A 22,870-nucleotide genomic window follows, 5' to 3' on the forward strand; every position below is an offset into this window, starting at 1 on the left:
ACACGCCCATTTCCCTGGCGTTCTTCGCTACAATCTCCCCCCGATTATAAGGACGTCTCCTGATCGGGCCCCGCAGCATCGTTAATGCCCCGGCATTAACCCTCAAACCGCCCACAGAGAGCCGCCCACACAGATCGAGTGAAGCCGGCGCGCTTGCTGTTTTCTTGCAAACCACCCGCCTTTACCGAATCTGCCAGAGCTGCCATTGCGCTCGGCCACTTGAGTTGTTTGCCCGTTTTGCCGCGTGTCGGCAAGGACCTCGGGCCAGGTGCCAGGCTGGGGCAGCCCATTTTTGAGGTTCACGTCTTCAAAAGAGCGTGAAAAAACGGGTTTTCACAACTTCACAAGAGTGTGGCGAGCAAATGAATAGTTTTGCGTTTGTACAAGCACCATCAGCGTCTGGAACAGCCCAACACAGGACCGAGAACTCCCCGAAAACTGGAGCTTGAAACCTGTCCGCTACGGATTTGGTTGCACGAACCGCACGCTTTGACCATAAGTCGAATTGCCACAGGCGCCCATGAATGCGTTCATAGGCAGATTAGCCCGGCAGGAAGCGTGCGCTGAAGTTGCAAAAAAATTGCGAAGAATCGGACATGGCGATCCTGGCCATGGGTAACCTGGGGCAACACGTGAACCGCCCCGTCACTCCTGGCAGCCATGCCGTCAATTTGGTGCTGCAGATTTTGGAGACGCGTTAAATGGCGCATAACGAAGCAGTCGACGTAGTACTGGTAGGGGCCGGCATCATGAGTGCCACCCTGGCCGTACTGCTCAAAGAGCTCGACCCCGGCCTCAAGCTGGAAGTCGTTGAGCTGATGGACTCGGGTGCCGCGGAAAGTTCCAACCCGTGGAACAACGCCGGTACTGGCCACGCCGGGCTGTGCGAGCTGAACTACACGCCGCAGGCGGCTGACGGTTCCATCGACATCAAGAAAGCGGTGCACATCAACACCCAATTCGAGGTATCGAAGCAGTTCTGGGCCTACCTGACCAAGAAAGGCACGTTTGGCTCGTCCAAGTCCTTTATCAGCCCGGTGCCGCACCTGAGCTTCGTGCAGGGTGAAAAAGGCGTGTCTTTCCTCAAGAAGCGTTTTGAAACCCTCAGCCAGCACCACGCGTTTTCGGACATGCACTACACCGAAGACCGTAGCGAAATGGCCGAGTGGATGCCCTTGATGATGCCGGGTCGTCCGCTCGATGAAAAAATCGCCGCCACCCGTGTGATGAACGGCACTGACGTCAACTTCGGCGCCCTGACCAACCAACTGCTCAGTCACCTGACCAGCTCTGCAGACGCCCAGGTCAAGTACAGCAAGCGCGTCACCGGCCTCAAGCGCAATGGCGCGGGCTGGACCGTGAGCATCAAGGACGTCAACAGTGGCAACAGCCGCGAAGTGGATGCCAAGTTCGTGTTCCTCGGCGCCGGTGGCGCGGCCCTGCCGTTGCTGCAAGCCTCGGGTATCGAAGAAAGCAAAGGCTTTGGCGGTTTCCCGGTCAGCGGCCAATGGCTGCGTTGCGACAACCCGGAAGTGGTCAAGCACCACCAGGCCAAGGTCTACAGCCAGGCGGCCGTGGGTTCGCCACCGATGTCCGTCCCGCACTTGGACACCCGCGTGGTAGACGGCAAGAAATCCCTGCTGTTCGGGCCATACGCCGGCTTCACCACCAAGTTCCTCAAGCACGGCTCGTTCCTTGACCTGCCGCTGTCGGTCCGCGCCGGCAACATCGGCCCGATGCTCGCCGTCGCACGGGACAACATGGACCTGACCAAGTACCTGGTCAGCGAAGTGATGCAATCCATGGAGCAACGCCTGGAATCCTTGCGCCGCTTCTACCCTGAGGCGAAAGCCGAAGACTGGCGCCTGGAAGTGGCCGGCCAGCGGGTGCAGATCATCAAGAAAGATCCGAAGAAAGGCGGCGTGCTGCAATTCGGCACCGAGCTGGTCGCGGCCAAGGATGGATCGCTGGCAGCACTGCTGGGCGCATCCCCAGGTGCTTCGGTAACCGTTTCGATCATGCTGGAGTTGATCGAGAAGTGCTTCCCGGAGAAAGCCGCTGGTGAGTGGGCAACCAAGCTGCACGAGATCTTCCCGGCACGGGAAAAGACCCTCGAAACCGATGCCGAGCTGTACCGCAAGATCAACACGCAAAACAACATCAGCCTGGAACTGGTTGAGCCTGCCGCCGAGACTGGTAGGAGCGAGCTTGCTCGCGAAGATCGTTAACGATAACGCAGCGCGCCTGGTTTAGCCCGGCGCCCTGGGGCTCTTCGCGAGCAATCTCACTCCTACAGAAGAGCCCATAAAAAACGCCCCGCCCTCTGCATGAGGACGGGGCGTTTTTTTATGTTCGGATAATCAGCCGCGAGCGTTTTCGATCAACTCGATGTACTCGTCCGCATGGCGCTGATCCTTGATCAGGTCGACAAAGGTCTGACCATGCTCATCCTTGCCATCGAGATCCAGGCCTGCAGCCTTGAAAAAGCCCAGGAACCGCTCGAAATCGTCGATACGCAAGCCACGGTAGGCCTTGATCAGTTTGTGCAGGGACGGTGAAGTCGCATCAGCCGGCTCGAAGTCCAGGAACAACTTGATCTGATCGTCACCGATCTCATCACCAATCACCTGTTTCTTATCTTTACGCATTACCGACTCCAGCCTGCAGACATTTACACGGGGATTGAAGTCTACCTGCGGGGCTCGGCCTTGTGTAGGCGAGGATCAAACCGCTCATTCGAACTGGGCAAGCATCCAGCGCTGGTATTGAGCGACCTCGGCATCGCCCTCGCGAGGCGCCCACTCGGCAAGCTCCCCTTCACCCACCGGGCGATACGGACCGGCTTTGCACTCAAACATGACGGTGTCCGGCTCCAGGACAGCCAGGCCGTGGAACACACCCGGCGGCAGATCGACGCCCGAGCACTCTCCACCGGCCTGCATGACACGCTTGGCGACGACCTCGCCGACCTCGTTGAATATCAACACGCCCAAGCGCCCTTTGAGCACCAACAAGGTTTCCGCCTTGTCCGCGCTCAGGTGCCGATGGGGTGGTACATAGGTGGTGGGCTGCAGGCTCACCGCCAGGCGATGGCACGGCTCTTCCATCTGGTGAAAGTTGTGATGGTGCCGACCGCGTGGACTGCTGGCCGCTTTCTCGGCCAACTCAGCAAACAGCGATTGATCAAGAAAGCGGGCCATTCATTACATTCCTTTAACGGCGAAGATGCCATTGGCGTTACGCCAGTAGCCTTTGTAGTCCATACCATAACCGAAGATGTAGCGGTCGACGCACGGCAGGCCGACATAATCGGCTTTCAGGTCCGGGCGGGCCTTGCGGTCGTGGTCTTTGTCGATCAGCACGGCAGTGTGCACTTTGCGCGCGCCGGCGTGCTTGCAGAAGTCGATGATCGCGCCCAGGGTGTGCCCTTCATCGAGGATGTCGTCGATGATCAGTACGTCGCGGTCGATGAACGAGACTTCCGGCTTGGCTTTCCAGAACAGATCGCCGCCGCTGGTTTCATTGCGATAGCGCGTAGCGTGCAGGTAGGACGCTTCCAGCGGGAAGTGCAGGTGCGTCAGCAATTTGCCGGCGAAGATCAGGCCACCGTTCATCACACAGAAAACCACCGGGTTGGTGTCGGCCATTTCGCGAGTGATGTGCGCTCCAACCTCGGCGATCGCTGCTTCGACTTGCGCTTCGGTGTACAGGCAGTCAGCCTCGCGCATGATTTGACGGATATGCTCGAGATCAGCGGACATGGCGCTCTCCAAGGGGTGCTGTGGCAAGAAAAGCGGGCGAAGGTACGCTTCTCGTGCGCTCCAATCAAGCCTTTATGGACTAACGTACTTGATGTCTATAGGACAACACCCTCGGATAGATTAATCTAGGCCGGTTTTTTTGCCCGCTGCCGGAGCCTTCCCCATGCCCACTCGCGAGATCCGCCACCCGCTGATCCGACACAAACTCGGCCTGATGCGCCGTGCCGATATCAGTACCAAGAACTTCCGTGAGCTTGCTCAGGAGGTCGGAGCGCTGCTCACTTACGAAGCCACCAAGGATTTGCCCCTGGAAAGCTACGAGATCCCAGGTTGGGCCGGTCCCGTCCAGGTCGAGAAAATCGCCGGCAAGAAGATTACCGTGGTGCCGATCCTGCGCGCCGGTATCGGCATGCTCGAAGGCGTGCTCAGCCTGATTCCAGGCGCCAAGGTCAGCGCCGTCGGCGTGGCCCGCAATGAAGAAACCCTGCAGGCGCACACTTACCTGGAAAAACTCGTTCCGGAAATCAACGAACGCCTGGCAATGATCATCGACCCGATGCTCGCCACCGGCAGTTCCATGGTCGCCACCATTGACCTGCTGAAAAAGGCCGGTTGCAAGGACATCCGCGCCATGGTGCTGGTCGCCGCCCCCGAAGGGATTGCCGCCGTCGAGAAGGCCCACCCCGACGTGCAGATCTACACCGCATCCATCGACGAGCGCCTGAACGAACACGGCTACATCATCCCTGGCCTGGGCGATGCCGGTGACAAGATCTTCGGCACCAAACAGAAGGACGCGTGAACATGCAGGATGAATTCAACGACCCGCTTTGGCGCCAGATCCTGTCTGGCGCACAAATGCTCTTCGTGGCATTTGGCGCGCTGGTGTTGATGCCGCTGATCACAGGTCTGGATCCAAACGTCGCGCTGTTCACTGCCGGCCTGGGGACGCTGTTGTTCCAGGTGGTGACGGGGCGGCAGGTGCCGGTGTTCCTGGCATCGAGCTTCGCGTTCATCACTCCGATCATTCTCGCCAAGGGCCAGTTCGGCCTGGCAGCGACCATGGGCGGCGTGATGGCGGCCGGTTTCGTTTATACCTTCCTGGGCCTGGCGGTGAAGATCAAGGGCACAGGGTTCATTGACCGGTTGCTGCCGCCAGTGGTCATCGGCCCGGTGATTATCTCCATCGGCCTGGCCATGGCGCCGATTGCCGCCAATATGGCAATGGGTAAAGCCGGTGATGGCAGCGAGCTGATTCATTACCAGACCGCCATGATGATCTCGATGCCGGCCTTGCTGACCACCTTGATCGTGGCGGTGTTCGGCAAGGGTATTTTCCGCCTGGTGCCGATCATCTCCGGGGTACTGGTGGGTTTCGCCATGTCGTTCTACTTTGGCGTGGTCGATACGGCGAAGATCGCCGCCGCCCCCTGGTTCGCCCTGCCCCACTTCACCGCGCCGGAATTCAACTGGCAGGCGATTCTGTTTATCGTGCCGGTAGCCCTGGCCCCGGCGATCGAACATATCGGTGGTGTGATTGCGGTGGGCAGCGTGACCGGTCGTGACTACCTGAAGAAACCGGGCCTGCACCGTACTTTGCTGGGTGACGGGATCGCCACCACGGCCGCCGGCCTGTTTGGTGGCCCGCCGAATACCACCTACGCCGAAGTGACCGGCGCGGTGATGCTGACCAAGAACTACAACCCTAAAATCATGACCTGGGCCGCAATCTTTGCTATCAGCCTGGCATTTATCGGTAAGTTCGGCGCATTGCTGCAAAGCATTCCGGTACCCGTGATGGGCGGCATTCTATGCCTGCTGTTCGGCTCGATTGCCGCAGTGGGGATGAACACGCTGATCCGCCACAAGATCGACCTGGGTGAGGCACGCAACCTGGTGATTGTGTCCGTGACCCTGGTGTTCGGTATCGGCGGTGTACTGGTAGGCACCGGCACTGGCCCGGATGATTTCGGCCTCAAGGGCATCGCCCTGTGCGCGGTGGTGGCGATTGGTTTGAACCTGCTGCTGCCGGGTAATGATGGCTGGAAGAACAAGCAGTCTGACAAGCCGTTGATCTAACAAAATGTGGGAGGGGGCTTGCTCCCGATGGCGGAGTGTCAGTCGATACATGATTGACTGATCTACTGCCATCGGGAGCAAGCCCCCTCCCACATTTTTTGATCTCCAGTGTCGCTTAGAGCTCGCCGAGCCCATCGACCAGCGCCTGGTTCTGCTCAGGCGTGCCGATGCTGATCCGCAGGAACTGGGCAATCCGCTCCTGCTTGAAGTGCCGTACGATCACACCCCGCTCACGCAACTTGGCCGCCAGGCCGGCTGCGTCGTGCCGAGGGTGGCGGGCAAAGATGAAGTTGGCTGCCGACGGCAACACTTCAAAGCCTTTGCCTTCCAGTTGTGCGACCAGTGTGTTGCGACTGTCGATCACTTGCTTGCACGTTTTCTCGAAGTACTCACGGTCCTCGAACGCTGCCGTCGCGCCGACAATCGCCAGGCGATCCAGCGGGTAGGAGTTGAAGCTGTTCTTGACCCGCTCCAGCGCCTCGATCAGGTCCGGGTGGCCTACGGCCAGGCCCACCCGCAAACCGGCCAGTGAGCGCGATTTGGACAGGGTCTGGGTCACCAGCAGATTCGGGTAGCGGTCCACCAGGCTGATAGCGGTTTGGCCACCGAAGTCGATATAGGCTTCATCGACCACCACCACCGAATCCGGGCTGGCCTTGAGCATCTGCTCGACTGCCTGCAATGCCATCACGCAGCCGGTCGGCGCGTTCGGGTTGGGGAAAATGATCCCGCCGTTAGGCTTGGCGTAATCGGCCACACGAATCTGGAACTGCTCGTCCAACGGCACCGGGTCGGACTTGATGCCGTACAGGCCGCAGTACACCGGATAAAAGCTGTAGCTGATGTCTGGAAACAGCAGCGGCAAGTCGTGCTGGAACAGACCGTGGAAGATGTGTGCCAGGACTTCATCGGAACCATTGCCGAGGAATACCTTGCCGGCGTCGACCCCGTAATACTTGGCCACAGCCTGCTTGAGCAGGTCGCTGTTGGGGTCCGGGTACAGGCGCAGATTGTCATTCAACTCGGCCTGCATGGCCGCCAGTGCCTTGGGCGAGGGACCATAGGGGTTTTCATTGGTGTTGAGCTTGACCAGCTTGGTCAACTTGGGTTGCTCGCCGGGCACGTAAGGCACCAGGTCCTTGACGAAAGGGCTCCAGAATTTGCTCATGCCTTACTCTCCCTTGAGGATGCGATATTCGGCGCTGCGCGCGTGCGCACTCAGCGATTCACCACGGGCCAGCACCGAGGCGGTCTTGCCCAACTCGGAGGCGCCCTGCGGCGAACAGAAGATGATCGACGAACGCTTCTGGAAGTCATACACCCCCAGCGGCGACGAGAAACGCGCGGTGCCGGAAGTCGGCAGCACGTGGTTAGGGCCTGCACAGTAGTCGCCCAGGGCTTCGCTGGTGTGGCGGCCCATGAAGATCGCTCCGGCGTGCCGAATCGACGGCAGCCAGGCCTGCGGGTCGGCCACGGACAATTCCAGGTGTTCCGGCGCGATGCGGTTGGCCACTTCGATGGCTTGCTCCATGTCGCGAGCCAGAATCAGCGCGCCCCGGCCGTTGATCGACTTCTCGATGATCTCGGCGCGCTCCATGGTCGGCAGCAGCTTATCGATACTGGCGGCGACCTTGTCGAGGAACTCGGCGTCCGGGCTGACCAGAATAGCCTGGGCGTCTTCGTCGTGCTCAGCCTGGGAGAACAGGTCCATGGCGATCCAGTCCGGGTCGGTGTGGCCGTCGCACACCACGAGGATTTCCGAAGGACCGGCGATCATGTCGATCCCCACCTGGCCGAACACATGACGCTTGGCGGTGGCCACGTAGATGTTGCCCGGCCCCACCACCTTATCGACCTTCGGCACGCTTTCGGTGCCGTAGGCCAAGGCCGCAACGGCTTGGGCGCCGCCAATGGTGAACACGCGATCAACACCCGCGATGCACGCCGCCGCCAGCACCAACTCGTTGATTTCGCCGCGCGGGGTGGGCACCACCATGACCACTTCGGTCACGCCAGCCACTTTGGCCGGGATCGCGTTCATCAACACCGATGACGGGTACGAGGCTTTACCGCCCGGCACGTATAGGCCAGCGCGGTCCAGCGGCGTGACCTTCTGGCCCAGCACGGTGCCATCGGCTTCGGTATAGCTCCACGAGTCCTGTTTCTGCTTTTCGTGGTAGCTGCGCACCCGCGCCGCCGCGACTTCCAGAGCTTCGCGCTGGGTTGCAGTGATGCGCGTCAGGGCCAGTTCCAGGCGTTCGCGGGGCAGGATCAGGTCGGCCATGGACTGGACGTCCAGGCCGTCGAATTGGCGGGTGAAGTCCACCAGCGCTGCGTCACCGCGCTCGCGCACAGCCTTGATGATGTCGAGTACTCGCTGGTTGACCGAGTCGTCGGACACGCTTTCCCAGCTCAGCAGATGATCCAGATGATGGGCGAAATCCGGGTCGGCAGCATTGAGTCGGGCAATTGCAGTGGACGTGGTCATAGCGAGGGCCTCATAGGATTGGCAAAAATGCTCAGGCGCCGAAAGTTAGCAGTCGATCCGCTTGGGCACCTGAGAATTCTGGCTATGAGGCGGATAGACGGGCGCGACCTAAGGCCGCGCGGGTAGGTCAACCGCGGTGTCGAGACTCCACTGCCTTGCGCAGGGTGTCGATCAACGCCTGAATACGGGCGTGTTGCATTTTCATGGAAGCTTTGTTGACGATCAGGCGGGAGCTGATGTCAGCAATGAAATCCTGGGGTTCCAGGCCGTTAGCACGCAGGGTGTTGCCGGTGTCGACGACGTCGATGATCTTGTCGGCCAGGCCAATCAGCGGCGCCAACTCCATCGAACCGTAGAGCTTGATGATGTCGACCTGACGACCCTGCTCGGCGTAGTAGCGCTTGGCAACGTTGACGAACTTGGTGGCAACCCGCAGGCGGCCCTTGGGTTCGACGTCACCGACACGACCGGCAGTCATCAGCTTGCACAGGGCAATACGCAGGTCCAACGGCTCGTACAGGCCCTGGCCGCCGTATTCCATCAGCACGTCTTTACCGGCGACACCGAGGTCGGCCGCGCCATGTTCAACATAGGTCGGCACGTCGGTAGCCCGCACGATCAACAGGCGAACGTCGTCCTGGGTCGTGGGGATGATCAGCTTGCGGCTCTTGTCCGGATTCTCGGTCGGCACGATGCCCGCTTCAGCCAGAAGCGGCAAAGTGTCGTCAAGGATGCGGCCCTTGGACAGTGCGATGGTCAACATGGGAAACGTCAGTCCTTCATCAGGCTATTGCTGTCCGGGCGCAAACGGCGCCAGACACAGATCGAGGCCATTACAGCCTCGACTTGAAATAACGGCAAACTTCATTGTAGTGAGCGGGCTTGCCCCGCGCTGGAGTGCGCAGCGCTCCCAAGATTTTTAGGGCCGCTTCGCAGCCCAGCGCGGGGCAAGCCCGCTCACTACAGTGATAGCGGACTAGCCCGGTACGCGGCGGATCTTCGCACCGAGCATCTGCAGCTTCTCTTCGATGCACTCGTAGCCACGGTCTATGTGGTAGATGCGGTCGATCAGGGTGTCGCCTTTGGCGCACAGTGCAGAAATCACCAGGCTGGCCGAAGCACGCAGGTCGGTCGCCATCACCGGCGCGCCCTTGAGCTCATCGATGCCGGTAACGATAGCGGTGTTGCCCTCGACCTGGATCTTGGCACCCATGCGGTGCAGCTCATACACGTGCATGAAGCGGTTTTCGAAGATGGTCTCGATCACGGCGCCCGTGCCTTCGGCAATTGCGTTCAAGGAGATGAACTGCGCTTGCATGTCAGTCGGGAACGCCGGGTAAGGAGCAGTGCGCAAGTTAACGGCTTTGGCTCGCTTGCCGTGCATGTCCAGCTCGATCCAGTCTTCACCGGTGGTGATTTCAGCACCGGCTTCCTTGAGTTTTTCCAGGACGGCTTCGAGGATGGTCGGATCGGTGTCCTTGACCTTCACGCGGCCACCGGTCACGGCGGCGGCAACCAGGTAGGTGCCGGTTTCGATACGGTCCGGCATCACTTTGTAGGTGGCCGAGTGCAGACGCTTTACACCGTCGATGGTAATGGTGTCGGTGCCGGCGCCGCTGATGTTGGCACCCATGGCGATCAGGAAATTCGCCAGGTCGACCACTTCCGGCTCACGCGCGGCGTTTTGCAGGACGCTGCGGCCATTGGCCAGGGCAGCGGCCATCATGATGTTCTCGGTACCGGTCACACTGACGGTATCGAAGAAGAAGTTGGCGCCACGCAAGCCGCCTTCCGGCGCCTTGGCCTTGATGTAGCCACCTTCGACGTCGATGATCGCGCCCATGGCTTCAAGGCCACGGATGTGCAGGTCAACCGGGCGCGAACCGATGGCACAACCGCCAGGCAGGGCCACTTCGGCTTCGCCGAAACGGGCAACCATCGGGCCCAGTACCAGGATCGACGCACGCATGGTTTTCACCAATTCATACGGGGCAACCAGGGTCTTGATGGTGCGCGGGTCGATTTCGACCGCCAGTTTCTCGTCGATGACCGGCTCGATACCCATGCGACCGAACAGTTCGATCATGGTGGTGATGTCGTGCAGGTGCGGCAGGTTGGCCACAGTCACCGGGCCATCGCACAGCAGGGTCGCTGCCAGGATCGGCAAGGCGGAGTTTTTCGCACCGGAAATGCGAATCTCGCCATCAAGGCGGGCACCACCGGTAATAATCAATTTATCCATAAGAATCTCGACGCCTTGGGGGCTCAGGTGCGCTCGGACCAGGCCGCGCGGCTGAAAAATTTCATAGTGACCGCGTGGATGCTGCCATCGGTGATCCACGGGTTCAAATGGGCATAGATCTGCTGTTGACGCTTGACCGGGCTCAATGCCGCCAGTTCATCGCTAATCACGTTCAGCTGGAAATTGCAGCCTTCGCCTTCAACTTCTACGATCGTTTCCGGCAGCTTTCCTTCAAGGAAGCTCTTAACTTCTAGGGCCTGCATGCTCAACCTCTATCGGCGCCCAGTGCGCACGGGTCGCACATCATACAAAAAAGCCCCGCGCCTGCGAACCCCGCATAGCAGGACTCTGACGGGGGGCTTTCTTGATAATAGCTATTAAGGACGCGCCAACAGCTCGGTCAGGCCACTGACCTGGGCAATTTCACGCATATCTTCGGGCAACGCGCGGATACTCACAGGCTTTTTCGCAGCCTCGGCATCCCGCATGAAGCACAGCAACAACGACAAGCCGACGCTGCTGGACTTGGTCACTGCCGAGCAATCGAGCACCAAAGCGGGCGCGGTGCTGGACTTGATCAACGCCTGGCCCTGCTTGCGCAGCGCAGGCCCGGTGCGGTAGTCCAGCACGCCGCTGAGCAGCAGCTCGCCGGCATCGCCAAGACGAACAGCCGACTCGGTCATTGTGCGGACTTCCCAGCTTCTTTATCGGAAGCTTCCTTGGCCTTGGCCACTTCACCCGCCCAACCATTGATGGTCTTGTCCAGGTCGTTGCCGTTGCGCTGCATGGCATCGGCGAACTGGTCACGGAACAGCTTGCCGATATTGATGCCGTTGATGATCACGTTGCGCAGCTTCCACTCGCCGTTGACCTTCTCCAGCGTGTACTGAACAGGGTAGACGGCGCCGTTGTTGCCTTTGACGCTCATGTTCACGCTGGTGCGGTCGCCCGACTCATCGCCGGCCGGAGCAACGGTAATGCCCTGATTGTTGTACTCAAGCAGCGCATTGCCGTAGAACTGGAACAGGCCCCTCTTGAAGTTTTCCTGGAAGGTCTGCATCTGCGCTGGGGTTGCCTTGCGCGAATACTTGACCGTCATGATGCTTCTGGAAATGCCTTCGGCGTCAACCACAGGCCCGACAATAGTGTTCAGGGCGTTGTAGAACTGGCTTGGGTCTTGTTTGTATTGCTCTTTGTTGGCTTTCAAGTCAGCCAGCATCTTGTTGGTCGTGTCCTGCACCAGATCGTGCGCAGAACCTGCCGCGTTGGCCATCAGCGGCAGCGCTGCAAGCAGTACCAGCAGGCCGCGTCGCAAGGTAGAGATCATGAACAGGTTCCTCATTTGGCGTCTTTATTGACCGTATTGAGCAGGAATTTACCGATCAGGTCTTCAAGCACCAACGACGACTGTGTGTCGTGGATTGTCGAACCATCCTTGAGCAGGGCTGTTTCCCCGCCCACGCTGATACCGATGTATTTTTCGCCCAGCAGACCCGCAGTGAGGATAGATGCAGTGGAGTCCGTCGGCAGATTATCTACCTTCTTATCCACTTGCATGGTCACTCGACCGGTGAAGCTGTCGCGATCCAGATCGATTGCCGTGACCTTGCCGATGGTCACACCGGCCATGGTCACTTTAGCTCTGACCGTCAAACCGGCGATATTGTCAAAGTAAGCGTAAAGTTTATAAGTATCGGCGGTGGGGCTGGCCGAAAGGCCGCTGACGCGCAGCGCCAGCAACAGTAAAGCCAGGATGCCAGCCAGCAAGAAAAGGCCGACACCGATTTCCACAGTGCGGTTTTGCATCAGAAATCTCCAAACATCAAGGCGGTCAAAATGAAGTCAAGGCCCAGTACGGCCAGCGAGGCGTACACAACGGTCTTGGTCGTGGCGCGACTGATCCCTTCTGAGGTGGGTTCACAGTCGTAGCCTTGGAATACGGCGATCCAGGTCACTACAAAGGCGAAAACGATACTCTTGATGATGCCGTTGAGCACATCGCCACTGAACGTCACGCTGTTTTGCATGTTGGCCCAGTAGGAGCCGTCATAGACCCCCAGCCAGTCCACCGCCACCCAAGAACCGCCCCAGATACCCACCACGCTGAAAATCATCGCCAGCAATGGAAGGGAAATGAAGCCGGCCCATAGGCGCGGGGCAACAATGTATTTGAGCGGGTCTACGCCGATCATTTCCAGGCTGGACAGTTGCTCGGTGGACTTCATGTTGCCGATCTCGGCGGTCAGCGCCGAACCGGCGCGCCCGGCGAACAGCAACGCGGTGACCACCGGACCAAGCTCACGCAGCAGCGTCAGGGCGACCATCTGCCCTACCGCCTGCTCCGAACCGTAGCTGGAAAGAATATTGAAGCCCTGCAACGCCAGCACCATGCCGATGAATACGCCCGAGACGACGATGATCACCAGGGACATCACGCCGACCGCATGCAGCTGCTTGACCAGCAACCCAAAGCCGCCGCCGATGCCGCCGCGACCGAGCAAGGCGTGAAACAGGAAAATAGTCGAGCGACCCAGCACTTCGACGATGTCGATGCCTGAGCGGCCGAAAAGGCGAACCTTCTCGATAAGAGATGTCTTGCGCATCAGCGCTTCCCCAGAAGATCTGAGCGGTAGTCCGCTGCCGGAAAGTGAAAAGGCACCGGGCCATCGGGATCGCCGGTCATGAACTGGCGGATACGCGGGTTATCGGCATTCATCAGCTCCTCCGGCGTACCCTGCCCCAGCACCTGGCCATCACCCACTACATAGAGGTAGTCAGCGATGCTCGCGGTCTCGGCCAGATCGTGGGACACCACGATGCTGGTGATCCCCAGCGCATCATTGAGCAAGCGGATCAGGCGTACCAGCACGCCCATGGCGATGGGGTCCTGGCCGACGAAAGGCTCGTCATACATGAGGATCTGTGGGTCGAGGGCAATAGCCCGCGCAAGGGCGACACGGCGTTTCATGCCGCCGGACAACTCGTCGGGCATCAGGTCGATGGCACCACGAAGGCCAACGGCCTGCAGTTTCAACAACACGATGTCACGGATCATCTCGTCGGACAGCTGGGTATGCACCCGCAGCGGAAACGCTACGTTTTCGAAAACATCGAGGTCGGTAAACAGCGCGCCGCTCTGGAACAGCACCCCCATGTGCTTGCGCGCATCGAACAGATCGCTGCGCGACAGCGTCGGCAGGTTCTGGCCATTGACCCACACTTCACCGGCACTGGGGCGCAATTGCATGCCCATCAGGCGCAACAAGGTGGTTTTGCCACAGCCGGAAGGCCCCATGATTCCCGTGACCTTGCCACGGGGAATGCGAATATCGACGTTATTGAAGATGCTGCGCGTCCCGCGCTTGAAGGTAAGGCCCTTCAGCTCGACCGCGTAGGCGTTATCGGCACTCATCTAATCTCCTTGGGATGCAGCCTTTCACTCAGACACCCGGTATGCGACTTTCGTTAGCAACGCCTGCGCAATAATTATCCACATGGGCTGAGCGGACCGAACTGGCGGCGAACTATATCACTGCTGGTACAGCGCCCCCAAGGCCGGAACAGCGCTTGTTCAGATTCACGACAGGGAAAAAACGTTGCTGAGCACGAATCTCAAGCGCTCAGCGAATAAAGCCTGACGAACTTGCGTGAGGGAATTGATCATTACCGCTATAATCGCCGACTTTTCGTCAGGCTATACGACTTCAGACATGAGCCAATCCAGCGACCTCATTGAATCCGCACAACGTACCATTCGCCTCGAACTGGAAGCCGTAGAAGGTTTACTGGCCCATATCGACGCGGATTTCGTGCGTGCCTGCGAGATGATCCTGGCCAGTAAGGGCCGCGTTGTCGTGGTCGGCATGGGCAAATCCGGCCATGTCGGCAACAAGATTGCCGCCACACTGGCAAGCACCGGCACCACCGCGTTTTTTGTACATCCGGCCGAAGCCAGCCATGGCGACATGGGCATGATCACCAAGGATGACATCATCCTGGCGCTGTCAAACTCCGGCACCACCAACGAAATCGTGACCTTGCTGCCGCTGATCAAGCGCCTGGGCATCAAGATGATCAGCCTCACCGGCAACCCGGAATCGACGCTGGCCAAGGCTGCCGAAGTCAACTTGAACGTGCATGTGGCCCATGAAGCCTGCCCACTGAACCTGGCTCCCACCTCTTCGACCACCGCGGCCCTGGTCATGGGCGACGCCCTGGCCGTAGCGCTGCTGGAGGCTCGCGGCTTTACCGCTGAAGACTTCGCGTTCTCCCACCCGGGCGGCGCCCTGGGCCGTCGCCTGCTGCTGAAGGTGGAAAACGTCATGCATGCCGGCGATGAACTGCCCCACGTCCAACGCGGCACGTTGCTCAAGGACGCGTTGATGGAGATGACCCGCAAGGGCCTGGGCATGACCGTGATCCTGGAGACCGACGGACGCCTGGCCGGAGTCTTCACCGACGGCGACCTTCGCCGAACCCTGGACCGTACCATTGATATCCACACTGCAACCATCGATGCGGTGATGACGCCCCACGGCAAGACGGCCCGCCCGGAAATGCTCGCGGCCGAAGCCCTGAAGATCATGGAAGACCACAAGATCGGCGCGCTGGTGGTAGTCGACAGCGACGACCGCCCGATTGGCGCGTTGAACATGCACGACTTACTGCGTGCGGGAGTGATGTAAATGACCGACGACCTGCTGCAACGCGGCAAGAACATCAAACTGGCGATTTTCGACGTCGATGGCGTGCTGACCGATGGCCGCCTGTATTTCCTCGAGGATGGCAGCGAATTCAAGACTTTCAACACGCTTGATGGCCAAGGCATCAAAATGTTGATGGCCGCGGGCGTGCAAACCGGGATTATCAGCGGTCGAAAGACACCCGTTGTGGAACGCCGCGCACAAAACCTGGGGATTCCTCACCTCTATCAGGGCCGTGAGGATAAACTGGTGGTTCTGGACGAGCTTCTTGGCCAACTCAACCTAAGCTATGAGCAGGTCGCCTACTTGGGCGATGACCTGCCCGACCTGCCGGTCATTCGCCGGGTAGGCCTGGGCATGGCCGTCGCGAACGCCGCAGCCTTTGTGCGTGAACACGCGCATGGCGTCACCACTGCCCGTGGCGGTGAAGGTGCCGCCCGCGAGTTCTGCGAATTGATCCTGCGCGCCCAGGGCAGTCTTGAAGCGGCCCACGCCGCCTACCTATAGAGCGTTTTATGCTGAGCAAAAAGATTCGCAACTTCCTGTTATTCGGAGTCATCGCCGCGATCTTCCTGGCGGTGGGCTACTGGAATATCAGCCCGGAGCGCTTCCTCGACAAACCTGTCGTGCAGGTTGATGCAGGCGCTATCGACTATTACGCAACCAACGCCTACAGCGTGCAGTTCCTGCCCGACGGCAAGGTGCAGTACGAGATGACGGCGGACAAGGTCGAACATTTGAAAGCGTCCGAGGTCACTTTGCTGACCAACCCGGACATGAACCTGTACCGTGGCACCGAGTTCCCTTGGCATGTCACGAGCCTGCGCGGCGAAGTCAACCCGGACGGCACCCAGGTAGAGTTGATCGACTCGGTGCGCATTGCGCGCACCGACGAACAGAAGCGCGACACCATCATCACCAGCAGTCGCATGACCGTATTCCCACAACAGCAATATGCGCAGACCGAGCAAGACGTTAGAATCGACGGCGCTGGCGGTGTATCGACTGGCAAGGGAATGAAAGCGTATTTGAAAGAAAGCAGGATACACCTGCTATCGAACGTAAGAGGACAGTATGAGGCTCGTTAAAACCCTCCCTATTTTGCTCGGTCTGGGCGCAGCACTGGGAAGCGTGAGCGCCTGGGCCCTGCCGACCGATAGCAACCAACCGATCCATATTCAGGCCAACGATGCCCAATTGGACGACAAGAAAGGCATTGCTACCTACACGGGCGATGTGATCATTACCCAGGGCTCGATGAAAATCACCGGCAACACGGTGACGCTCACTCGCACCCCCGCTGGCGACATCGACGTGGTGACCTCGGTGGGCAACCTGGCTTACTTCGAGCAGAAGCAAGCCGCGACCGATCCGGGACCGATGAAGGGCTACGGCAAGACCATCCAGTACCACGCCCAGCAAAACCGCATCATTTTGATCGACCAGGCCAAAGTGATCAGCACCGACGGCAACTCCACGGAAGGTGAAAAAATCACCTATGACACCGTGAAACAGATCGCCAACGCCGGTCGCGCCAATGGCAACAAGGTCAGCGCACCTCGTCCGCGTGTCGACATGGTTATCCAGCCGAAGAAGAAGGCCGAGTAATGGCAACCCTGAAAGCCCAGCATCTGGCCAAGGCCTATAAAAGCCGTCAGGTCGTGCGCGACGTCAGCTTGTCGATCGACAGTGGCCAGATCGTCGGTTTGCTCGGCCCCAACGGTGCCGGCAAGACCACTTGCTTCTATATGATCGTCGGCCTGGTCCAGGCGGATCAGGGTCGCGTGCTGATCGACGACCTGGATGTCAGCCACCAGCCCATGCACGGTCGTGCTCGGGCTGGCATCGGCTATCTTCCGCAGGAAGCGTCGATCTTCCGCAAACTGTCGGTGGCCGACAACATCATGGCGATTCTGGAGACCCGCAAGGAACTCGACCGTGATGGCCGCCGCAAAGAGCTGGAAAGCCTGCTGCAGGAATTCCACATCAACCACATTCGCGACAACCTCGGCATGAGCCTGTCCGGTGGTGAGCGTCGCCGAGTGGAGATCGCCCGCGCCCTGGCCACCGCACCGAAGTTCATCCTGCTGGACGAACCGTTTGCCGGCGTCGACCCGATCTCGGTTGGCGACATCAAACAGATCATCCACCACCTCAAGGCCAAGGGCATCGGCGTACTGATCACCGATCACAACGTTCGCGAGACGCTGGATATCTGTGAAACCGCCTATATCGTCAACGATGGCCAACTGATCGCCGAAGGTGACTCCGCGACCATCCTGGCCAACGAACTGGTCAAGGAAGTGTACCTGGGCCACGAGTTCCGCCTGTAAACACCGCGGTGTCACGGCTATTGGCCAATGCGCGCGGTAGTCAATAAAAACCTCAGGCTTTTTATTGTTACCGCGCTCTAGGCAAAGCCCCCGATATCAGGCATATAATTTGCTTATGTTTGGCGCTCACGCGCCCTGTCGTGGATGGCGCAATGCGCCGGCGAATAAGGTGTTAAGCCCCTGCCATGAAACCATCGCTAGTCCTGAGAATGGGCCAGCAGCTGACGATGACACCGCAGCTGCAACAGGCCATCCGCCTGCTCCAATTGTCGACCCTGGACCTGCAACAGGAAATCCAGGAGGCCCTGGAGTCCAATCCGATGCTCGAACGCCAGGAAGACGGCGACGACTTCGATAATACGGACCCGCTGGCCGACAACATCGAGCAAAAACCCAACTCCGACGTGCAGGAACCCTCCTATCAGGAAACCGCCCCTACGGTGGACAACCTCGAGGACGGCGAATGGAACGAACGCATCCCCAACGAGCTTCCCGTGGATACCGCCTGGGAAGACGTCTACCAGACCAGCGCCAGCAGCCTGCCCAGCAGCGACGATGACGAGTGGGACTTCACCACCCGCACGTCCGCCGGCGAGAGCCTGCAAAGCCATCTGTTGTGGCAGTTGAACCTGGCGCCGATGTCCGACACCGACCGCCTGATCGCCGTCACCCTGATCGACTGCATCAACAACCAGGGCTACCTGGACGAAACCCTTGATGAAATCCTCGAGGCATTCGACCCGGAACTGGACATCGAACTGGACGAAATCGAAGCCGTCCTGCACCGCATCCAGCAGTTCGAGCCCGCCGGCATCGGTGCCCGTACACTCAGCGAATGCCTGCTGTTGCAATTGCGCCAGCTGCCCGCCAAGACCCCTTGGCTGGTCGAAGCCCAGCGCCTGGTGACCGACTATATCGACCTGCTGGGCAGCCGCGACTACAGCCAGTTGATGCGCCGCATGAAGCTCAAGGAAGACGACCTGCGCCAGGTGATCGAGCTGGTACAGAGCCTCAACCCGCGCCCAGGCTCACAGATCGAGTCCAGCGAAGCCGAGTATGTCGTGCCCGACGTGATCGTGCGCAAGGACAATGAGCGCTGGCTCGTCGAGCTGAACCAGGAGTCGGTGCCGCGCCTGCGAGTCAACCCGCAATATGCAGGCTTTGTGCGCCGCGCCGACACCAGCGCCGACAACACCTTCATGCGCAACCAACTGCAGGAAGCCCGCTGGTTCATCAAGAGCCTGCAAAGCCGCAACGAAACCCTGATGAAAGTGGCCACCCAGATCGTCGAGCATCAGCGCGGCTTCCTGGAGTATGGCGACGAAGCGATGAAACCGCTTGTATTGCACGATATCGCCGAAGCAGTGGGCATGCACGAGTCGACGATTTCCCGGGTAACCACGCAAAAATTCATGCATACCCCCCGGGGTATTTATGAGTTGAAATACTTTTTCTCAAGCCACGTCAGCACCTCCGAAGGCGGCGAATGCTCGTCCACGGCAATCCGCGCGATCATCAAAAAACTGGTTGCCGCGGAAAATCAGAAAAAGCCATTGAGTGACAGTAAGATCGCTGGTTTACTGGAGGCACAAGGCATTCAGGTCGCCCGTCGAACCGTCGCCAAGTACCGCGAGTCCCTCGGGATCGCGCCTTCCAGCGAGCGTAAGCGTTTGATGTGACGGGCGGGCCACAGCGTTCCAGTGGCAGGCACCCCGGCCTGCCGCTTTATGCACTGGCAACGAAGGAGAAGCTGTATGCAAGTCAACATCAGTGGACACCAGCTGGAAGTCACCAAACCCCTGCGTGAATACACCGAAAGCAAGCTGAACAAGCTTGCGGGGCATTTTGACAAGATCACCAACGTGCAGGTCATCATGGAGGTCGATAAGCTCAAGCAGAAAATCGAGGCCACCCTGCACGTACCGAATGCCAAGCTCGTCGCCAATGCGGAACATGAAGACATGTACGCGGCGATCGACTCGCTCTACGACAAGCTCGACCGCCAACTCATAAAGCATAAGGAAAAGAATCTGCACCTGATGCAAGGTACAGGTCGCTAACGCCCCTCCCATGATCCGACTTGAAACCATCCTGACCCCCGGCCGTTCCCTTGTGAACGTGCCGGGCGGCAGCAAGAAAAAAGCCCTCGAACAAATTGCCAACCTGATCAGCCGCGAAGTGCCGGATCTGGAGATGCAGGATGTCTTCGAGGCGCTGGTTGCCCGTGAAAAACTCGGCTCTACCGGTTTTGGCAATGGCATCGCCATTCCGCACTGCCGCCTCAAAGGTTGTGAAGCGCCCGTGAGCGCCCTGCTGCACCTGGAAGCGCCCATCGATTTCGACGCCATCGACGGCGCCCCGGTCGACCTGCTGTTCGTGCTACTGGTCCCACAGGCCGCCACCGACGCACACCTGGAACTGCTTCGGCAGATCGCCAGCATGCTCGACCGCAAGGAAGTACGCGACAAACTACGCAGCGCCAGCAGCAACGAGGCGCTCTATCAGGTTGTCCTGGATGAACAAAACGGGCAGTAATCATGCGTTTGATCATCGTCAGCGGCCGTTCCGGCTCAGGTAAAAGCACCGCCCTCAATGTTCTTGAGGACAACGGTTTTTATTGCATCGACAACTTACCCGCCGGTCTGCTGCCTGAATTGGCGGAACGTGCGTTGATCCATACCGAACTGGCGCAACCGTTGGTGGCCGTATCGATTGACGCCCGCAACCTGCCCAGCCACCTCTCCCGCTTCCCGGAGTTGCTCGAGGAAGTACGCGCCAAGCACATTCATTGCGACGTGCTGTATCTGGATGCCGACGAAGAGACGCTGCTCAAACGCTTCTCGGAAACCCGTCGACGTCATCCGCTCAGCAGCCCACATCGATCTCTGGCTGAAGCCATTGAGGACGAAACCACGTTGCTGGGGCCAATCATTGACCTCGCCGACCTGAAGATCAACACCACCAGCCTCAACCTGTACCAACTACGCGACGCGATCAAGCTGCGCCTGTTGAACCAGCCCGAGCCCGGCACCGCGTTTCTCGTGGAGTCGTTCGGCTTCAAGCGCGGCATGCCGGTGGATGCCGACCTGGTGTTCGATGTCCGCTGCTTGCCTAACCCCTACTGGAAGCCAGAGCTGCGCGACCAGTCCGGGCTGGATCAACCCGTTATCGACTACCTTGCAGCACAGCCGGATGTAGAGGATATGTTCCAGGATATCTCTACTTACCTGCTCAAATGGTTGCCGCGCTTCGCCGCGAGCAATCGGGCCTATGTCACGATTGCCATTGGTTGCACCGGCGGCCATCACCGCTCCGTCTATTTGACCGAACGACTGGGCCAGGTTTTGCAACACACCCTCAAGAACGTCCAGGTTCGCCACCGCGACCTTAGCTGAAAGGAACACCCCCGCGATGCCCGCTCTGGAAATTGAAATCATCAACAAGCTCGGCTTGCACGCCCGGGCTTCCGCCAAATTCGTCGGCGTTGCCGGGCAGTTCCCCTGCCAGATTCGCGCCGGCCGCACCCCGGAATCGATGGTCGATGGCAAAAGCATCATGGCCATGATGATGCTGGCTGCCGGCAAGGGCACCCGGATCCACCTGAAGACGGAAGGCGAGCAGGAACAGGAAGCGATGGACGCCTTGGTGAAGTTGATCAACAACTACTTTGATGAGGGTGAGTAAACCCACCCGTTGAAAACTGCGTGGAGCTGAAACGGCTTCACCCCAACGCAGTATCCATGACCATCATCAGGCAAAACCCGATACACAGCCCCAGGCTGGCGAGCTTTTCGTGACCATTGCGCCTCGATTCGGGGATCACTTCATGGGTTACCACCAGCAACATCGCACCGGCGGCCAACGCCAGCCCCAATGGCAACAGCACCTCGGCCAGGCTTACCAGCCATGCGCAAAGCACGGCAAAGACAGGCTCGACCAACCCGGATGCAGCACCGATCAAGAATGCCTTGAACCGTGACATCCCTGCCCCCGCTAATACCAGCGCTATCACCAGACCTTCAGGCACGTCCTGCAGGGCAATGCCCATGGCCAAACTGTCGGCATCGGGTACGCCACCCCCAGCGGAGACGCCCACCGCCATACCTTCCGGAATGTTGTGGGCAATGATCGCGAACACAAATAGCCAGATACGCGGCGGGATTACCGGCTTGTCCGGTGTCCCCACCAATATTTCGGGGCTGGCACCAGAAACCTTGCGATCAACCAGATACAGCCAGAAAGCACCCAGCATGATGCCGAAGCTGATCAATCCGCTCGCGCCCCAGGGCGATAGCCCGAGGTTCTGGGCGGCAGAGATACCCGGCACGACCAACGAGAACGCGGTCGCCGCCAACATCACCCCCGCACCAAATCCCAGCAGGGAATCACTCAGTGCGACCGGCATGCGCCGAATCACCAGCACCGGGACCGCCCCCAACGCCGTGCCAAGCGCACAGATCGCCCCGCCCTGCAGGGCACGCAGAATGCGTGGTTCCAGGCCCAACCAGGCCAGCCCATGGGCTACCAGCAACGCAGTACCTGCCAATAGCAGCAGCGAGCCAAACGCATAGCGAAACAGGCGCCCGCTGCCGATCGTCAGTGTTTCAGTGCCCATTGGTCACCCTTGGATCTTGTTATAGGGAGGTGAGTGTCAGGCCAAGGCAGCCTGATAACGAGCGGCGACTTCCGGCCAGTTGATGACGCTGTAGAAGGCATTGATGTATTCCGGGCGACGGTTCTGATACTGCAGGTAGTAGGCGTGCTCCCAGACATCCAGGCCGAGGATCGGCGTATTGCCGCTCATCAACGGGCTGTCCTGATTGCCGCTGCTCTCCACCACCAGGGTCTTGCCTGGAGTGACACTGAGCCAGGCCCAGCCACTGCCGAAACGGGTCAGCGCGGCTTTGGTAAAGGCTTCCTTGAAACGCTCAAAGCCGCCCAATTGCTCGTCGATAGCCCGGCCCAGCACGCCCTCGGGCTGGCCGCCGCCCTTGGGTGACATCACTGCCCAGAACAGCGAGTGGTTGGCATGACCGCCGCCCTGATTGATCACTGCCGCGCGCAGTGTTTCAGGCAATTGCTGGACGCTGGACACCAGTTTCTCTACCGGCCAGCCCTCGAACTCAGTCCCGTCAACCGCCGCGTTGAGGTTGTTGATATAAGTCTGGTGATGCTTGGTGTAGTGAATTTCCATGGTCTGTGCATCGATATGCGGCTCGAGGGCATCGTAGGCATAAGGCAAGGCAGGCAAGGTGTAGGTCATA

General features: G+C 59.4%; 28 protein-coding genes. 13 read left to right on the forward strand and 15 right to left on the reverse strand.

Going from position 1 to position 22,870, the window contains the following annotated elements; all coding sequences use genetic code 11:
* Positions 1-701: 701 nt before the first annotated feature.
* Positions 702-2,228: a malate dehydrogenase (quinone) gene (gene mqo / locus ACQRBV_RS04475; protein WP_411985273.1), complete on the forward strand. Its 1,527-nt coding sequence runs from the start codon at positions 702-704 to the stop codon at positions 2,226-2,228.
* A gap of 132 nt (positions 2,229-2,360) precedes the next feature.
* Here mqo and ACQRBV_RS04480 read toward each other — a convergent pair whose 3' ends face one another.
* The 3 genes from ACQRBV_RS04480 to ACQRBV_RS04490 form a co-directional block, all read right to left on the reverse strand.
* On the reverse strand, positions 2,361-2,648 hold the full coding sequence (locus tag ACQRBV_RS04480; protein WP_090366726.1) for a PA4642 family protein: 288 nt from the start codon (positions 2,646-2,648) through the stop codon (positions 2,361-2,363).
* A gap of 84 nt (positions 2,649-2,732) precedes the next feature.
* The gene (locus ACQRBV_RS04485) at positions 2,733-3,200 is read right to left on the reverse strand and encodes a WbuC family cupin fold metalloprotein (RefSeq protein WP_198761535.1); all 468 of its coding nucleotides are present in this window, start codon (positions 3,198-3,200) and stop codon (positions 2,733-2,735) included.
* Between the two features lie 3 nt (positions 3,201-3,203).
* Positions 3,204-3,761, reverse strand: a complete 558-nt coding sequence (locus tag ACQRBV_RS04490) for a hypoxanthine-guanine phosphoribosyltransferase (RefSeq protein ID WP_060754960.1) — start codon at positions 3,759-3,761, stop codon at positions 3,204-3,206.
* Positions 3,762-3,924: 163 nt separating this feature from the next.
* On the opposite strand from ACQRBV_RS04490, the gene upp reads away from it, so the two are divergent.
* Positions 3,925-4,563, forward strand: coding sequence for a uracil phosphoribosyltransferase (upp, locus tag ACQRBV_RS04495; RefSeq protein ID WP_024073483.1), 639 nt, complete (start codon positions 3,925-3,927; stop codon positions 4,561-4,563).
* Positions 4,564-4,565: 2 nt separating this feature from the next.
* Positions 4,566-5,840 carry a uracil-xanthine permease family protein gene (locus ACQRBV_RS04500; protein WP_060754959.1) on the forward strand — a complete coding sequence of 425 codons (1,275 nt, stop codon included), beginning with the start codon at positions 4,566-4,568 and terminating at the stop codon, positions 5,838-5,840.
* Positions 5,841-5,955: 115 nt separating this feature from the next.
* Here the strand turns inward: ACQRBV_RS04500 and hisC are convergent, their stop codons facing one another.
* From hisC to ACQRBV_RS04550, 10 genes are all read right to left on the reverse strand, one after another.
* Positions 5,956-7,008 carry a histidinol-phosphate transaminase gene (hisC, locus tag ACQRBV_RS04505; protein ID WP_090366730.1) on the reverse strand — a complete coding sequence of 351 codons (1,053 nt, stop codon included), beginning with the start codon at positions 7,006-7,008 and terminating at the stop codon, positions 5,956-5,958.
* A 3-nt stretch (positions 7,009-7,011) separates the two neighbouring features.
* A complete protein-coding gene (hisD, locus tag ACQRBV_RS04510; RefSeq protein ID WP_060754957.1) occupies positions 7,012-8,328 on the reverse strand; it encodes a histidinol dehydrogenase in 1,317 nt (438 codons plus the stop codon).
* A 127-nt stretch (positions 8,329-8,455) separates the two neighbouring features.
* Complete coding sequence (gene hisG, locus ACQRBV_RS04515; protein WP_003188599.1) at positions 8,456-9,091, reverse strand: ATP phosphoribosyltransferase; 636 nt, start codon at positions 9,089-9,091, stop codon at positions 8,456-8,458.
* A gap of 213 nt (positions 9,092-9,304) precedes the next feature.
* Entirely contained in the window at positions 9,305-10,570 is a 1,266-nt protein-coding gene (gene murA, locus ACQRBV_RS04520) for a UDP-N-acetylglucosamine 1-carboxyvinyltransferase (protein ID WP_060754956.1), read from the reverse strand.
* A gap of 23 nt (positions 10,571-10,593) precedes the next feature.
* On the reverse strand, positions 10,594-10,833 hold the full coding sequence (locus ACQRBV_RS04525) for a BolA family protein (protein ID WP_060754955.1): 240 nt from the start codon (positions 10,831-10,833) through the stop codon (positions 10,594-10,596).
* Positions 10,834-10,947: 114 nt separating this feature from the next.
* Positions 10,948-11,253 carry an STAS domain-containing protein gene (locus tag ACQRBV_RS04530; RefSeq protein WP_411985272.1) on the reverse strand — a complete coding sequence of 102 codons (306 nt, stop codon included), beginning with the start codon at positions 11,251-11,253 and terminating at the stop codon, positions 10,948-10,950.
* Positions 11,250-11,897, reverse strand: a complete 648-nt coding sequence (locus ACQRBV_RS04535) for an MlaC/ttg2D family ABC transporter substrate-binding protein (protein ID WP_090366737.1) — start codon at positions 11,895-11,897, stop codon at positions 11,250-11,252. The genes ACQRBV_RS04530 and ACQRBV_RS04535 overlap by 4 nt, the downstream gene beginning before the upstream one ends.
* Before the next feature lie 11 nt (positions 11,898-11,908).
* The gene (mlaD, locus tag ACQRBV_RS04540; RefSeq protein ID WP_010170575.1) at positions 11,909-12,376 is read right to left on the reverse strand and encodes an outer membrane lipid asymmetry maintenance protein MlaD; all 468 of its coding nucleotides are present in this window, start codon (positions 12,374-12,376) and stop codon (positions 11,909-11,911) included.
* Positions 12,376-13,173, reverse strand: coding sequence for a lipid asymmetry maintenance ABC transporter permease subunit MlaE (mlaE, locus tag ACQRBV_RS04545; protein ID WP_060754952.1), 798 nt, complete (start codon positions 13,171-13,173; stop codon positions 12,376-12,378). The genes mlaD and mlaE overlap by 1 nt, the downstream gene beginning before the upstream one ends.
* The gene (locus ACQRBV_RS04550) at positions 13,173-13,982 is read right to left on the reverse strand and encodes an ATP-binding cassette domain-containing protein (protein WP_003171811.1); all 810 of its coding nucleotides are present in this window, start codon (positions 13,980-13,982) and stop codon (positions 13,173-13,175) included. Before ACQRBV_RS04550 ends, mlaE begins: the two co-directional genes overlap by 1 nt.
* Positions 13,983-14,280: 298 nt before the next feature.
* On the opposite strand from ACQRBV_RS04550, the gene ACQRBV_RS04555 reads away from it, so the two are divergent.
* The 10 genes from ACQRBV_RS04555 to ACQRBV_RS04600 all read left to right on the forward strand — a co-directional run bounded on the left by ACQRBV_RS04555 (position 14,281) and on the right by ACQRBV_RS04600 (position 21,290).
* On the forward strand, positions 14,281-15,255 hold the full coding sequence (locus ACQRBV_RS04555; RefSeq protein ID WP_244697551.1) for a KpsF/GutQ family sugar-phosphate isomerase: 975 nt from the start codon (positions 14,281-14,283) through the stop codon (positions 15,253-15,255).
* Complete coding sequence (locus ACQRBV_RS04560) at positions 15,256-15,780, forward strand: KdsC family phosphatase (RefSeq protein WP_411985271.1); 525 nt, start codon at positions 15,256-15,258, stop codon at positions 15,778-15,780. It abuts the gene before it with no gap.
* Positions 15,781-15,788: 8 nt separating this feature from the next.
* On the forward strand, positions 15,789-16,361 hold the full coding sequence (lptC, locus tag ACQRBV_RS04565) for an LPS export ABC transporter periplasmic protein LptC (protein WP_060754949.1): 573 nt from the start codon (positions 15,789-15,791) through the stop codon (positions 16,359-16,361).
* Positions 16,348-16,881: a lipopolysaccharide transport periplasmic protein LptA gene (gene lptA, locus ACQRBV_RS04570; protein ID WP_060754948.1), complete on the forward strand. Its 534-nt coding sequence runs from the start codon at positions 16,348-16,350 to the stop codon at positions 16,879-16,881. Before lptC ends, lptA begins: the two co-directional genes overlap by 14 nt.
* Complete coding sequence (lptB, locus tag ACQRBV_RS04575; RefSeq protein WP_003171806.1) at positions 16,881-17,606, forward strand: LPS export ABC transporter ATP-binding protein; 726 nt, start codon at positions 16,881-16,883, stop codon at positions 17,604-17,606. The genes lptA and lptB overlap by 1 nt, the downstream gene beginning before the upstream one ends.
* Before the next feature lie 185 nt (positions 17,607-17,791).
* Positions 17,792-19,285 carry an RNA polymerase factor sigma-54 gene (locus tag ACQRBV_RS04580; RefSeq protein WP_060754947.1) on the forward strand — a complete coding sequence of 498 codons (1,494 nt, stop codon included), beginning with the start codon at positions 17,792-17,794 and terminating at the stop codon, positions 19,283-19,285.
* Positions 19,286-19,360: 75 nt separating this feature from the next.
* Positions 19,361-19,666 (forward strand): ribosome hibernation-promoting factor, HPF/YfiA family, encoded by a 306-nt coding sequence (gene hpf / locus ACQRBV_RS04585; protein WP_003171804.1) that lies wholly within the window; start codon positions 19,361-19,363, stop codon positions 19,664-19,666.
* Positions 19,667-19,676: 10 nt separating this feature from the next.
* Entirely contained in the window at positions 19,677-20,141 is a 465-nt protein-coding gene (gene ptsN / locus ACQRBV_RS04590) for a PTS IIA-like nitrogen regulatory protein PtsN (RefSeq protein ID WP_090366748.1), read from the forward strand.
* Between the two features lie 2 nt (positions 20,142-20,143).
* Positions 20,144-21,001, forward strand: a complete 858-nt coding sequence (gene rapZ, locus ACQRBV_RS04595) for an RNase adapter RapZ (RefSeq protein WP_060754945.1) — start codon at positions 20,144-20,146, stop codon at positions 20,999-21,001.
* A 16-nt stretch (positions 21,002-21,017) separates the two neighbouring features.
* Entirely contained in the window at positions 21,018-21,290 is a 273-nt protein-coding gene (locus ACQRBV_RS04600) for an HPr family phosphocarrier protein (protein ID WP_060754944.1), read from the forward strand.
* 37 nt (positions 21,291-21,327) lie between these two features.
* Here the strand turns inward: ACQRBV_RS04600 and ACQRBV_RS04605 are convergent, their stop codons facing one another.
* Together ACQRBV_RS04605 and ACQRBV_RS04610 are read right to left on the reverse strand one after the other, a co-directional pair.
* Positions 21,328-22,221, reverse strand: a complete 894-nt coding sequence (locus ACQRBV_RS04605; protein ID WP_060754943.1) for a ZIP family metal transporter — start codon at positions 22,219-22,221, stop codon at positions 21,328-21,330.
* 36 nt (positions 22,222-22,257) lie between these two features.
* Positions 22,258-22,869 (reverse strand): superoxide dismutase, encoded by a 612-nt coding sequence (locus ACQRBV_RS04610; protein WP_090366752.1) that lies wholly within the window; start codon positions 22,867-22,869, stop codon positions 22,258-22,260.
* Between the last annotated feature and the right edge of the window lies 1 nt (position 22,870).

The organism is Pseudomonas sp. R11F, assembly GCF_050312575.1.
In the GTDB taxonomy this organism is placed as follows: Bacteria; Pseudomonadota; Gammaproteobacteria; order Pseudomonadales; family Pseudomonadaceae; genus Aquipseudomonas; species Aquipseudomonas palleroniana.

What these genes read in the sequence shown, in the direction of transcription:
- mqo (WP_411985273.1), top strand. Translation starts at nt 702, where the DNA reads ATGGCGCATAACGAAGCAGTCGACGTAGTACTGGTAGGGGCCGGCATC.
- ACQRBV_RS04480 (WP_090366726.1), bottom strand. Translation starts at nt 2,648, where the DNA reads ATGCGTAAAGATAAGAAACAGGTGATTGGTGATGAGATCGGTGACGAT.
- ACQRBV_RS04485 (WP_198761535.1), bottom strand. Translation starts at nt 3,200, where the DNA reads ATGGCCCGCTTTCTTGATCAATCGCTGTTTGCTGAGTTGGCCGAGAAA.
- ACQRBV_RS04490 (WP_060754960.1), bottom strand. Translation starts at nt 3,761, where the DNA reads ATGTCCGCTGATCTCGAGCATATCCGTCAAATCATGCGCGAGGCTGAC.
- upp (WP_024073483.1), top strand. Translation starts at nt 3,925, where the DNA reads ATGCCCACTCGCGAGATCCGCCACCCGCTGATCCGACACAAACTCGGC.
- ACQRBV_RS04500 (WP_060754959.1), top strand. Translation starts at nt 4,566, where the DNA reads ATGCAGGATGAATTCAACGACCCGCTTTGGCGCCAGATCCTGTCTGGC.
- hisC (WP_090366730.1), bottom strand. Translation starts at nt 7,008, where the DNA reads ATGAGCAAATTCTGGAGCCCTTTCGTCAAGGACCTGGTGCCTTACGTG.
- hisD (WP_060754957.1), bottom strand. Translation starts at nt 8,328, where the DNA reads ATGACCACGTCCACTGCAATTGCCCGACTCAATGCTGCCGACCCGGAT.
- hisG (WP_003188599.1), bottom strand. Translation starts at nt 9,091, where the DNA reads ATGTTGACCATCGCACTGTCCAAGGGCCGCATCCTTGACGACACTTTG.
- murA (WP_060754956.1), bottom strand. Translation starts at nt 10,570, where the DNA reads ATGGATAAATTGATTATTACCGGTGGTGCCCGCCTTGATGGCGAGATT.
- ACQRBV_RS04525 (WP_060754955.1), bottom strand. Translation starts at nt 10,833, where the DNA reads ATGCAGGCCCTAGAAGTTAAGAGCTTCCTTGAAGGAAAGCTGCCGGAA.
- ACQRBV_RS04530 (WP_411985272.1), bottom strand. Translation starts at nt 11,253, where the DNA reads ATGACCGAGTCGGCTGTTCGTCTTGGCGATGCCGGCGAGCTGCTGCTC.
- ACQRBV_RS04535 (WP_090366737.1), bottom strand. Translation starts at nt 11,897, where the DNA reads ATGATCTCTACCTTGCGACGCGGCCTGCTGGTACTGCTTGCAGCGCTG.
- mlaD (WP_010170575.1), bottom strand. Translation starts at nt 12,376, where the DNA reads ATGCAAAACCGCACTGTGGAAATCGGTGTCGGCCTTTTCTTGCTGGCT.
- mlaE (WP_060754952.1), bottom strand. Translation starts at nt 13,173, where the DNA reads ATGCGCAAGACATCTCTTATCGAGAAGGTTCGCCTTTTCGGCCGCTCA.
- ACQRBV_RS04550 (WP_003171811.1), bottom strand. Translation starts at nt 13,982, where the DNA reads ATGAGTGCCGATAACGCCTACGCGGTCGAGCTGAAGGGCCTTACCTTC.
- ACQRBV_RS04555 (WP_244697551.1), top strand. Translation starts at nt 14,281, where the DNA reads ATGAGCCAATCCAGCGACCTCATTGAATCCGCACAACGTACCATTCGC.
- ACQRBV_RS04560 (WP_411985271.1), top strand. Translation starts at nt 15,256, where the DNA reads ATGACCGACGACCTGCTGCAACGCGGCAAGAACATCAAACTGGCGATT.
- lptC (WP_060754949.1), top strand. Translation starts at nt 15,789, where the DNA reads ATGCTGAGCAAAAAGATTCGCAACTTCCTGTTATTCGGAGTCATCGCC.
- lptA (WP_060754948.1), top strand. Translation starts at nt 16,348, where the DNA reads ATGAGGCTCGTTAAAACCCTCCCTATTTTGCTCGGTCTGGGCGCAGCA.
- lptB (WP_003171806.1), top strand. Translation starts at nt 16,881, where the DNA reads ATGGCAACCCTGAAAGCCCAGCATCTGGCCAAGGCCTATAAAAGCCGT.
- ACQRBV_RS04580 (WP_060754947.1), top strand. Translation starts at nt 17,792, where the DNA reads ATGAAACCATCGCTAGTCCTGAGAATGGGCCAGCAGCTGACGATGACA.
- hpf (WP_003171804.1), top strand. Translation starts at nt 19,361, where the DNA reads ATGCAAGTCAACATCAGTGGACACCAGCTGGAAGTCACCAAACCCCTG.
- ptsN (WP_090366748.1), top strand. Translation starts at nt 19,677, where the DNA reads ATGATCCGACTTGAAACCATCCTGACCCCCGGCCGTTCCCTTGTGAAC.
- rapZ (WP_060754945.1), top strand. Translation starts at nt 20,144, where the DNA reads ATGCGTTTGATCATCGTCAGCGGCCGTTCCGGCTCAGGTAAAAGCACC.
- ACQRBV_RS04600 (WP_060754944.1), top strand. Translation starts at nt 21,018, where the DNA reads ATGCCCGCTCTGGAAATTGAAATCATCAACAAGCTCGGCTTGCACGCC.
- ACQRBV_RS04605 (WP_060754943.1), bottom strand. Translation starts at nt 22,221, where the DNA reads ATGGGCACTGAAACACTGACGATCGGCAGCGGGCGCCTGTTTCGCTAT.
- ACQRBV_RS04610 (WP_090366752.1), bottom strand. Translation starts at nt 22,869, where the DNA reads ATGACCTACACCTTGCCTGCCTTGCCTTATGCCTACGATGCCCTCGAG.